Annotated in this window: 10 protein-coding genes; 5 read left to right on the plus strand and 5 right to left on the minus strand. The window is 35.2% G+C overall.

Features of this window, described 5'->3' with window-relative positions; all coding sequences use genetic code 11:
* Window positions 1-22: 22 nt before the first annotated feature.
* The 3 genes from gatB to lpxK are packed head-to-tail and all read right to left on the minus strand — an operon-like array spanning window position 23 to window position 3,319.
* Window positions 23-1,480 (minus strand): Asp-tRNA(Asn)/Glu-tRNA(Gln) amidotransferase subunit GatB, encoded by a 1,458-nt coding sequence (gene gatB / locus IPH66_08465; protein ID MBK7129378.1) that lies wholly within the window; start codon window positions 1,478-1,480, stop codon window positions 23-25.
* The gene (locus IPH66_08470; protein MBK7129379.1) at window positions 1,480-2,292 is read right to left on the minus strand and encodes a purine-nucleoside phosphorylase; all 813 of its coding nucleotides are present in this window, start codon (window positions 2,290-2,292) and stop codon (window positions 1,480-1,482) included. Before IPH66_08470 ends, gatB begins: the two co-directional genes overlap by 1 nt.
* Complete coding sequence (gene lpxK, locus IPH66_08475; protein MBK7129380.1) at window positions 2,273-3,319, minus strand: tetraacyldisaccharide 4'-kinase; 1,047 nt, start codon at window positions 3,317-3,319, stop codon at window positions 2,273-2,275. The genes IPH66_08470 and lpxK overlap by 20 nt, the downstream gene beginning before the upstream one ends.
* Window positions 3,320-3,507: 188 nt before the next feature.
* Between lpxK and IPH66_08480 the strand changes: the two genes are divergently transcribed.
* Both IPH66_08480 and IPH66_08485 read left to right on the plus strand, forming a co-directional pair.
* A complete protein-coding gene (locus IPH66_08480; protein ID MBK7129381.1) occupies window positions 3,508-4,026 on the plus strand; it encodes a WG repeat-containing protein in 519 nt (172 codons plus the stop codon).
* A 110-nt stretch (window positions 4,027-4,136) separates the two neighbouring features.
* The gene (locus IPH66_08485) at window positions 4,137-4,460 is read left to right on the plus strand and encodes a WG repeat-containing protein (GenBank protein MBK7129382.1); all 324 of its coding nucleotides are present in this window, start codon (window positions 4,137-4,139) and stop codon (window positions 4,458-4,460) included.
* Window positions 4,461-4,694: 234 nt separating this feature from the next.
* Here IPH66_08485 and IPH66_08490 read toward each other — a convergent pair whose 3' ends face one another.
* A complete protein-coding gene (locus IPH66_08490; protein ID MBK7129383.1) occupies window positions 4,695-5,864 on the minus strand; it encodes an ATP-binding protein in 1,170 nt (389 codons plus the stop codon).
* A gap of 808 nt (window positions 5,865-6,672) precedes the next feature.
* Between IPH66_08490 and IPH66_08495 the strand changes: the two genes are divergently transcribed.
* The 3 genes from IPH66_08495 (at window position 6,673) to IPH66_08505 (ending at window position 9,307) form a co-directional block, all read left to right on the plus strand.
* Entirely contained in the window at window positions 6,673-7,227 is a 555-nt protein-coding gene (locus IPH66_08495) for a GNAT family N-acetyltransferase (GenBank protein ID MBK7129384.1), read from the plus strand.
* A 93-nt stretch (window positions 7,228-7,320) separates the two neighbouring features.
* On the plus strand, window positions 7,321-8,403 hold the full coding sequence (gene gcvT, locus IPH66_08500; protein ID MBK7129385.1) for a glycine cleavage system aminomethyltransferase GcvT: 1,083 nt from the start codon (window positions 7,321-7,323) through the stop codon (window positions 8,401-8,403).
* A gap of 136 nt (window positions 8,404-8,539) precedes the next feature.
* Window positions 8,540-9,307 carry a hypothetical protein gene (locus tag IPH66_08505; protein MBK7129386.1) on the plus strand — a complete coding sequence of 256 codons (768 nt, stop codon included), beginning with the start codon at window positions 8,540-8,542 and terminating at the stop codon, window positions 9,305-9,307.
* On the opposite strand, the gene IPH66_08510 is transcribed toward IPH66_08505, so the two are convergent.
* Window positions 9,304-10,647 (minus strand): 1-acyl-sn-glycerol-3-phosphate acyltransferase, encoded by a 1,344-nt coding sequence (locus tag IPH66_08510; GenBank protein ID MBK7129387.1) that lies wholly within the window; start codon window positions 10,645-10,647, stop codon window positions 9,304-9,306. The two genes, IPH66_08505 and IPH66_08510, sit on opposite strands and share 4 nt — an antisense overlap.
* Between the last annotated feature and the right edge of the window lie 6 nt (window positions 10,648-10,653).

Raw genomic sequence — 10,653 nt, forward strand, 5'->3', positions numbered from 1 at the left:
AATTATTTTTTGTTTTTATTTTTCAAGACAACATCTCATTCAACAATCTGCCTGCTGATTTAGGATCTGCTGTGCCCTTGCTTTTTTTCATTAGCTGCCCCATTAAAAAGCCCATCAATTTGGTTTCACCATTTTTGTATCGTTCAATCTCTACAGGATTTTCATTGATTACTTCAGCAATTAACACTCTTATTGCTCCTTCATCTGAATTTTGAATCCAATTATTTTTTTCAGCTATTGAGGCTGGAGTTTCACCAGTTGCTGTCATTTCAGGGAATACTTTCTGCGAAGCAAGAGTATGAGACAGTTTACCTGATTCAATCAATGAAATTAATTCAGCAATGTGCGAGGGTAGTATTTTAATTTCGCTAATGTGAAGTGCATTGGCATTTAAGTATGATTTAACCTCACCCATTACCCAATTGGCTGCCATTTTATAGTTGGATGTATGTCGAATAATTTCTTCAAAAAACAGTGCAATTTCTTTTTGATCAGTTAGTACTCTGGCATCATAATCTGAGAGACCAAATTCAGTTGTATATTTTTTATAAAGTTCATTTGGCAAAGCCGGCATTTCAGAATGAATGCGTTGAATATGGTCTTTAGTGACCCTCACAGGTTGTAAATCAGGTTCAGGAAAATACCGGTAGTCATTTGCAGCTTCTTTAGCACGCATAGATGCTGTAGTGCCTGTTGCTGCATTAAAATTTCTCGTTTCCTGAACAATTATTTCACCATTTTCTATAGCGGTAATTTGTCTTTCAATTTCGTAATCAATTGCGCGCTGAACATTTCTAATAGAGTTCATATTTTTAACCTCAACCTTTACGCCATATGAAGTTGCATCTTTCAACATCACAGAAATATTGGCATCGCACCGCAAACTTCCTTCTTCCATATTTCCATCACAAATATCCAGGTATCTAACCAGTTTTCTTACTTCAGTGACATAATTATAGGCTTCAGCAGATGATGTAATATCCGGATCAGAAACTATCTCAATTAGTGGTGTACCCGCACGGTTCAAATCTATCAGGGTATTGAATGGATCTATGTCATGCAAACTTTTGCCTGCATCTTCTTCCATATGTATGCGGGTAAGACCAATTTTTTTTTCGTTACCTGATTCATCTTTTATTAATACATAACCGCCGGTGCAAATTGGGGTAGTATCTTGGGTGATTTGGTATCCTTTAGGAAGATCAGGATAAAAATAATTTTTACGTGCAAAATGTTGCCATTCGGTAATTGAACATTCACATGCAATTCCCATTCTGATGGCAAAATCAATTGTTTTTTTATTCATGCGTGGCAAGGTGCCCGGATGCCCAAGCGTGATTGCACTTACATTGGTATTGGGTTGCGCACCGTATTCATTTCTATCATTGGAATACGCTTTTGATTTGGTGAGCAGCTGCGCGTGAATTTCAAGACCAATTACTGGTCGGTATTTATTTTTTATTTCTTCAGATAGTGCCATTAGATTCTTGAAATTAATTCTTTCATAATCAAGGTCATTTTGGGCTCTTGGGTGCTTGCAACTTCAATTACATCTTGTACGCTTACTTTTTTAATTTTTCCTTTAACCCCTAAATCAGTAACAATAGAGACTGCAAAAACCGGAATATCCATGTGTCTTGCAACAATGACTTCAGGAACAGTTGACATGCCTACTGCATCTGCCCCAAGCACTCGCACGTAGTTGTATTCAGCCGGTGTTTCAAGCGTTGGCCCTGTCAAACCAAGGTACACACCTTCAGAAACTTCAATTTTGTTTTCATACGCAATTTTCTTTGCCATATCAATCATTTCACGATCATAGGCATCACTCATATCTGGGAAACGCGGACCAAGTTCATCAAGATTTTTTCCAATTAACGGGTTTCCGGGGAATAAATTGATGTGATCATTTAGAATCATGATTTCACCAATTTTATAATCAGGATTCACCCCACCTGATGCATTACTCAAGAAGAGGCGTTTTATTCCCAGCATTTTCATAACTCTGATTGGAAAAGTCACATCCTGAAGTGAGTAACCTTCGTAATAATGAAAACGACCTTGCATGGCAATCACTTTTTTGTTGCCCAGCAAACCAAAAATTAATTTACCTGAATGACTTTCAACTGTAGAAACCGGAAAGTTTGGAATATTTTTGTAGTCAATAGAATATTTCACATCAATTTCTTTGACAAGACCACCTAATCCTGTTCCCAAAACAATACCTACTTCTGGCGCAAAAGGCGCCATTTCATGAATATATTCAACTGTTTCAACTATTTTTTTCAGCATAATCAAGTATTAACTTTTTAAATTCTTCAGGTTTGTCCAACTCAACTTCAATATTCTGGTAATACCATGGGTAATCACTCAGCGTTTCTGTAAGTATTGGTGTTTTCAGCCTCATTGCATCCTTTTCAGTGGTCACAATCAAAGTTTGTGGCCCGGCAAATTTATCAAATAAATCGTGAATTTCGTTGATGTCACGTGTGTTAAACGAATGATGATCACGATATCTGCAATGATACAGAATTTCATTGTTTTCGCGCAGATGTTCAACCAAAGGCGCACCATCCGCAATTCCGGTAACTACGATCAATTGATATCCTGATAATCCAAACAACATTGAATCGTCTGTCAGAGAACTCATGGAACCATATGTAACCGTTGAGAAAAAAACATGTTGGTGTGAACAGGGTTTCAATTTTGAAATGATGTTCTCTTTATTGGACAGATCAAGCGATTTACATTTTGTAAATACAATGATATCTGCCCTTTTAAAGCCTGAACGACTTTCTCTCAAATTACCAACCGGCACAATCCAGTCTTGATAAAATGGTTTCTCAAGAGTTGTCAATAGAATCGATAATCCGGGCTGAATTGCACGATGTTGAAAGGCATCATCCAATAGAATCAGATTTGTGCTTGGTTTTTCACGACAAATGTCCATTACTCCATGTACACGATTGGCTTCAACAGCGACAGTAATAGATGATCCGAATTTCATGTGATATTGCAAAGGCTCATCACCCAAGTTGTTTACCGTTGCTTTGTCATCTGCAATTCTGAATTGATATTCTTTTCTGCCAAAACCACGACTAAGGGTTGCAAGTTGATATTTGTCTTTTAATAAACGAATAAGATATTCTGTATGCGGTGTTTTACCGGTGCCGCCTAAACTTAAATTTCCAACCGAAATAATTGGCAAATTGAATTTAGATGATTTAAAAATGCCGTATTTATAAAACAGGTTTCTCAATCCTGTAATTGCCCAATACAAAAAAGCAAATGGAAAAAGTAATAACTTCAAAAATTGCATGCCTTGCAAAGTTAGCGTGCAGAAATGATTATTTCATGTGAAAATCAAATAATATTCGGTAGGTATCAATTGATAAAGCAAATATCGAATTTATGACATCCACCAGATGATAGATGATTTTATTTGTAAGTTCACACCATGTTTGCTTTAAATTGAACCTGATGTAATGAGTAATTAAACTGTTATGTATGTATGCGACACACTTTATACTAATTACACTGTTAATAACAGTATTGCCTTGCTGTACTGAATCTTCAGACCATCGTGCTACAATTACGGATCAGGTCACTATAGTTGATAGTACAGGTCAAGATTCTATACAAACTAATAGTGCAAAAACAGAGACATTGGCTTATACAGATTCAATTTACCCATATGGTGCATCCATTAATTCAACTTTTAAATACGGCTATAAGAATCACCTTGGTAAGCTGATAACTGAACCAATTTTTGATTTGGCTGGACCATTTTGTAACGGTTTTGCCCCGGTAGTGCAAGGTGATGTTCATGGCATCATTGATACAACCGGTGAACTGATCTATATATTCCAAAAATACAAACACGCATTGTGGTATGATGAACTTGCGGGAGTGTATGAATTTTCTGGAGTTTCAGAGTGCATGTATAAAATTCAAATCAATGATACTTCATTTGGTTACATCAATCAAAAACACCAATTAGTCACTCAAAATATTATTCAGAATTAGGAGAATTTTCAGACGGAAGGGCGAGTTATTATGATAATAAATCTCAGCTTTATGGATATATTAATAAGCAAGGAGATGAGGTTATAAAAGCGCAATATGAAAGAGGCAGATTGTTTTGTGAAAACCGAGCATCTGTTACGGTAGACGGAAAAATTGGATTCATTGATACATCAGGAGTTCTTGTGATTCCTGCCATTTATACTGCTACCGGATTTTTTTCTCAAGGACTTTGTCACGTCACTCAATCTGAAAATAACGATCAATATTATTATATTGACATCAATGGGCAAATTTCAATTCCGGGGTTTTACGAAGATGCAGATGCATTCAGAGGCGATACTGCGGTAGTATTTAAACGAGGTATATGTAGAGTAATTAATAAAAGTGGTAAAGAGATAAGAAAATTAAATTGGGACTATTTTGGTGGATGTTAAAATAGAGATGAATACTTTCAAATTGATTTTTGAATTTTATCAGGCATGAGTTTTTCAAAACCCAATCATCAAAATCACATTTTTTATATCATTGATTTACTGATATATAGTATTATTAAATTCCATATTTACAATTTTTTGCAATTTTGGAATTGAGAAATAAAGCAATTTTTGGAACCGAGATTACAATTATTCAATTCATGAACTATTTCTAAAATTAATAGTGTTGCTTCATTACAAATTCATGACCTCATAAAAAGGCAAAGCAACTAGATCATCATCAAAGGATTTTTCATCTTTGCCGCCGTAAAGCAGCATACCACCAGACTGTCTTAAGAATCGGTTAAACCAACGAACTCCACGCAAGTCTCCGCTGTTAATTCGTCTAGCCGATTTTATTTCAATTGGTACGAGTGAATCACCTCTATCTATTACAACATCAACTTCATTTCCAACACTGTCTCTGAAGAAAAAAACATCACCTGATTGCTCATGGTTCTTGCGGTTTTTCACAATTTCAGTTACAATAAAATTCTCAAATATTTCACCATAATGCCGAGACGAGGCCAAAGCAGAAGCAGATCTTATTCCAAGCAAATGACAAAGCACACCGGTATCATAAAAATACAGTTTAGGAGATTTAATAACGCGCTTGTTGAAATTGACATGATATGGGGGGAGTCGGTACACGATATAACTCATCTCTAATACACTAATCCAGGCATCAATTGTTTTTACATCCACTCCAATTTCATTCGCAATAGAAGACAGATTCAATAATTGAGAAGCTCTGCCTGCACATACTCTTAAAAAACGGTTAAAAGTAGACAAGCTTCCGATATTCCTAAGGAGCCTAAGATCTTTTTCAATATAGGTCTTAATGTAGTTGTCATTCCATCTAGCAGCGCTAGTTTTACCAGTTACAACAACAGGGTATCCACCTCTGAAAATAGCAGAAGTAACATCGTCATCGGCGGCGTCATTGATAGATAATTCAGACTGACTGAATGGCAATAATTCAATATACCCTACTCTACCTGCGAGAGATTGAGAAATACCTTCCTGCAGCAGAAAATTACTACTACCCGTTAATATAAACTGTCCATTCTGACCCTGCTTATCCACCCATCCCTGCAAGTAATTAAAAAGTTCAGGTACGCGCTGAACTTCATCTAAAATAGTTCTGCCTTTACACGCTGATAAAAATTTGCGAGGTTGATCTCGTGCAAAACCAGCCATATCAGGATCTTCAAGATTGATATATTTTGTTTTTTTAAATAAATTCTTGCAAAAAGTAGTTTTACCAGACTGACGCGGTCCGGTGACACATAAAATTTTAAACTCGTTTGCAGTTTCAATTGCCTCAGCCTTGAGCGCACGAGTATAGTTAAATTGCCTATTCATATTCAGCTGTTATCCTGATAACTAACCCCGTCAAATTCCATATTTACAATTTTTTGCATTTTCGGAATTCAAGCATGATCTTCAAACATGAACGATTCAAAAAGTGAATTCATAAATTCATATTTATAGACTCCTGTATATCTGTTATTTATCATCTTAAAATTCCATATTTACAATTTTTTGTGATTTTGGAATTCAAGATATAAGCTCAAATATACGATATATTAATTGCAAAAAAAATAGACTCTTAAATTATAACATTTTTTATTTATCTGTTTTTCTGAAACATAACCTACTTCAATTCCATATTTGCAATTTTTTACATTTTTGGAATTTGACTAAAATCGTCTCAGTTTGGAGTTTGTTAAATTGTAAAAATTATGAATTGCTAACTTCAAATATTTATACAGTTTGAATGATTGATAATTGAACTTATTTAATTCCACATTTGCAATTTTTTGCATTTTTGGTATTCATATTTTACGATCAACTTTCCAATAATTTATTCCAATAAAATTTTAACTAATCATTTTTATAATTTTATTTATCTGTATTTCTGATGTTTAACATATATAAATTCCATATTTACAAATTTTTACATTTTTGGAATTTGCTAACATTAGATCAACTTTCTACAACAATTTATATCGCATAAATTTCATTAATCGAAAAAAGAAAAATATTATTATATTGTTTTACAATTACTTAAAACCTGTCAATTCCAAATTTACAATTATTTGCATTTTTGGAATTGTGCTAAACTCAAGGACAATGAACCAACATAAAATAATCATCCTAACTTTATTGAATGAAATATCAACTTCGTCCATGGAAAATATCGGATATTGAGCATCTTATAAAATACGCTGACAATCCAAAAATTGCGGTAAACATGACAGACGGTTTCCCAACGCCCTACACGCGTGAGAATGGTCAGAACTTTCTGGACATGGCTACCCAAAACCCAGATAGACTGTTTGCTATTATAGTGAATCACGAGGCGGTTGGAGGAATAGGCATTCACCCTCTTTCAGACATCCAGCGCAAAAATGCTGAATTAGGTTATTGGTTAGCAGAACCCTATTGGAACAACGGAATTGTTTCATCAGCTATCAGAAAAGTAACTACAATAGCATTTCAAAATTTTGACATTACCCGATTTTTTGCAAGACCCTTTGGAACTAATTTGGCATCACAGAAAGTACTTGAAAAGGTCGGTTACAAACTTGAGGCACGATTAAAAGACACGTTCTTCAAAAATGGAAAATTCATTGATGAACTAATCTATTCTGTCCGAAAGAACGATTGGAATTGTGATTCTGACAATATTCATCTTCATGCACTGACCAGCGACTGGAAATAGAACGAATTCATTTTTTAACCCATTCAACACATTTTGTTTCAAGGTTGCTTGGATAAATTTCTACATTTGTCAATCAAAATAAATACTCATAACATGAAAAACACAGCACTCACAGACAAGCACATTTCACTTGGAGCTAAAATGGTACCATTCGCCGGATACAACATGCCGGTACAATATGAAGGAGTAAAAGCAGAACACGATTGTGTGCGCAATAGTGTTGGTGTTTTTGACGTTTCTCACATGGGTGAGTTTATGATACGCGGTGATAAAGCACTTGATCTCATTCAGAAGGTAACTTCAAATGATGCGTCCAAAATGGTAAACGGACAAGCGCAGTATTCATGCCTACCAAATAATGAAGGGGGAATAGTTGATGATTTAATTGTTTACAAGTTCAACGATAAAGAATACATGTTAGTAGTGAATGCTTCTAACATTGAAAAAGACTGGAATTGGATCAGCAAACACAACACGATGGGAGCTGAAATGCAAAACATGTCTGATGATACCTCTCTACTTGCCATTCAAGGTCCAAAAGCCGTTGAAGCACTTCAGAAACTCACCTCTACTAATTTGGCTCAGATGAAATACTACACCTTTGAAAAAGGAACATTTGCAGGGATTCCGGATGTAATTATTTCTGCAACTGGATACACCGGAGCAGGTGGATTTGAAGTATACTTTCCTAATAAATTTGCAAATCAAATGTGGGATGAAGTATTCAAAGCCGGAGCCGCTTATGGTATTAAACCAATAGGTCTTGCGGCACGTGACACATTAAGACTTGAGATGGGTTATTGCCTTTATGGTAATGATATCAATGACACCACTTCGCCTCTTGAAGCCGGTTTGGGATGGATTACAAAATTTACCAAAGACTTCACGAATAGCGCTAATTTAAAAGCTCAAAAAGAGTCTGGTGTTACAAGAAAATTAGTTGGCTTTGAAATGGTTGACAAAGGAATTCCAAGACATGATTATGAAATTGTAGATGCCAATGGAAAGAAAATTGGTATTGTTACATCAGGTACCATGTCACCTTCAATGAACATTGCGATAGGTTTGGGTTATGTCCCTACTGGGCTATCAAGTCCCGGCAGTGAAATCTATATTTCAATTCGTGACAAAGCGTTGAAAGCAAAAGTAGTTGCCTTACCTTTCTACAAAAAATAAGTTGAAAAAATATATTCAAAAAAAGCCGGAAACGCTTCCGGCTTTTTTTATGTGCAATCGTTTCGCATTTACGATCTAAAATTCTTGACAACAACTTTATTATCAAAATTCTATCTTTGCTTTAAAATCGAAATATATGCTTTTAACCACTTTTATCTTTGCAGGAATTACTGCCAAAGTGCTGGCGCCACTTGACAGCCCTGAAAATAAAGTTATTGGACATTGGAAAGGCATTGAGATGTATCAGGACGAAAACTCCTACGATGGCAAAACATTTTATTTGCCCAACTCTGAAGAAATCATCATTGAGCCTGCTAAATTGAAAGTGTATTTCTATCCCTACTTTAAAACAGATGAATTTGTAAGTGAAATAAGTTCCAAATATATTCTTTGTGATATAGGTAAAAAGAAAGTAAAAAGCGAGTATCATTTTATTGGAGACACCTTGGTTTTGAGCATGCATTTTATTAATAAAAACTTCATAAAAATGTATGAACGTGTTGAGCTGGACAATCAAATCATCACTGAGTTAGATGCCTTTGGATTCAACCCTTCAAGTTTACCTCATGAATACGAGCTGGACACTCTACATCCAAAATTGAAACTTGGTTTTAAACATTATGATTCTCTACAATTCAACCCATGGAACTACATTCAGTTTGTTGATGATCAACATTTAAAAATTAACCGCCAAGACGAAGTACAATTTGATAGAGAATATCAGGTAATTTCATTTACGTATAAAGGAATTCTAAACAGGTGGAGAATTTCAAGGGTTGAGGGAACCCAGCAATTATCAATGATTCCCCAATCATATTGTGAATGTGATAGTATTCATATCCCATATATGACTGTTACTTGGGCAGACAGAATGCGTAAAAAAATAGAAGAAGAACAATACTAATTGTGTTGAGATCTTTCGTAAACAGCCCTGAATTCTTCGCACTGTAAAATTAAAAGTTCTCTTTGCTCAGCTAATTTTTCAGCTGCAGGTTGATCAGCTTTAAGCAGTTTTCTCAGACGTTTTCTATGTACACTATAATTAATTGCTGCGCGATAAATTTGCGCGTAAACACCAAATAAATAAGATACAACAGGAAAAATTAACGCCCACCAACTTAATGGTGTAGCAAAGAACAACACAATGGAACTTATTAGATAGTATAGAGTAAACACAATCAATCCCGCGCCCATAGCAACTGAACCCTGAAATGAATCTTTGAAGCGTAATCTCTTGAGAATAAATTGCGTCAAAAACCAGGGAAACGCATTGAGTATAGCACCAACAAAAAAAATCGGAAATCCAAAAATGAAAATTCCAATTCGTCTAAAAGACTGGCTGAATTGTATATCATGAATATCTTCATCACTTAAACCATGAGCCTTGAGAGAATTCAGATATTCATCTACCTTTTTCGCAAGATTATTCAAGCCAACAGGATTATGCTCTCTGAAATATCTGATTGCGTTCACCATCTCTTTCTGCACATTAAATTCTCTGACCTGCTCTGTGAACTGAATTCCCAATTCATCTTTAAGATCTCGTGTATAAATAGCATCAAGCTGAGTCAATAATTTATCGTCATCCTCATTTTCAACATGAAGCGTTGTTTCATATAGAGCTTGTTCAGCTTTAGTTGTTAGTTGATCAATATCATGTGCTTCATTTTTTTCATCTTGTGAAATAAAATCAATCACGCGTATTGGTTTGCCTATATTAATGAACACATCACTTCTGAATTGATGTGGATCTGAATAATTAAGACCAACCGGAACGAAATGAATATTCAATTTGAAATTATTTTTTATTTCAGCTCCTCTTGCTATTCGTGCAACACCGGTTTTAAACGGGAGAATTTTTCTTTGCGTAACTGAAACGCCTTCAGGAAAAACCATTAAATGACCTCCGGCAGATAAATGCTTGTAGCAGTGTTCAAACATTTGTTTGTTTTTATGCACATCATCTGGTCGGGTTGATGGTCTATATACCGGAATCATGTGCAGCATTTTTCTAAAAATCCAGCCTCTAATTCCTGTTCCCACATATTCACCGGCAGCCAGAAAATAGATAGATTGCTGTACATAAGTTGCAATCAACATGGGATCCATGAATGCACTTGGATGATTGGCAATAAAAATAACCGGCACATTTTGCGGAATATTTTCTTTACCAATCACACTTTTACGTCTGAAGTAAATTCCGATTGTCAGCCTGGATAAATATTTCAGGATAAAATACAACACCGTCTG

Source organism: Crocinitomicaceae bacterium (genome assembly GCA_016708105.1).
In the GTDB taxonomy this organism is placed as follows: domain Bacteria; phylum Bacteroidota; class Bacteroidia; order Flavobacteriales_D; family Crocinitomicaceae; genus JADJGJ01.

What these genes read in the sequence shown, in the direction of transcription:
- gatB (MBK7129378.1), bottom strand. Translation starts at nt 1,480, where the DNA reads ATGGCACTATCTGAAGAAATAAAAAATAAATACCGACCAGTAATTGGT.
- IPH66_08470 (MBK7129379.1), bottom strand. Translation starts at nt 2,292, where the DNA reads ATGCTGAAAAAAATAGTTGAAACAGTTGAATATATTCATGAAATGGCG.
- lpxK (MBK7129380.1), bottom strand. Translation starts at nt 3,319, where the DNA reads ATGCAATTTTTGAAGTTATTACTTTTTCCATTTGCTTTTTTGTATTGG.
- IPH66_08480 (MBK7129381.1), top strand. Translation starts at nt 3,508, where the DNA reads ATGTATGCGACACACTTTATACTAATTACACTGTTAATAACAGTATTG.
- IPH66_08490 (MBK7129383.1), bottom strand. Translation starts at nt 5,864, where the DNA reads ATGAATAGGCAATTTAACTATACTCGTGCGCTCAAGGCTGAGGCAATT.
- IPH66_08495 (MBK7129384.1), top strand. Translation starts at nt 6,673, where the DNA reads ATGAAATATCAACTTCGTCCATGGAAAATATCGGATATTGAGCATCTT.
- gcvT (MBK7129385.1), top strand. Translation starts at nt 7,321, where the DNA reads ATGAAAAACACAGCACTCACAGACAAGCACATTTCACTTGGAGCTAAA.
- IPH66_08505 (MBK7129386.1), top strand. Translation starts at nt 8,540, where the DNA reads ATGCTTTTAACCACTTTTATCTTTGCAGGAATTACTGCCAAAGTGCTG.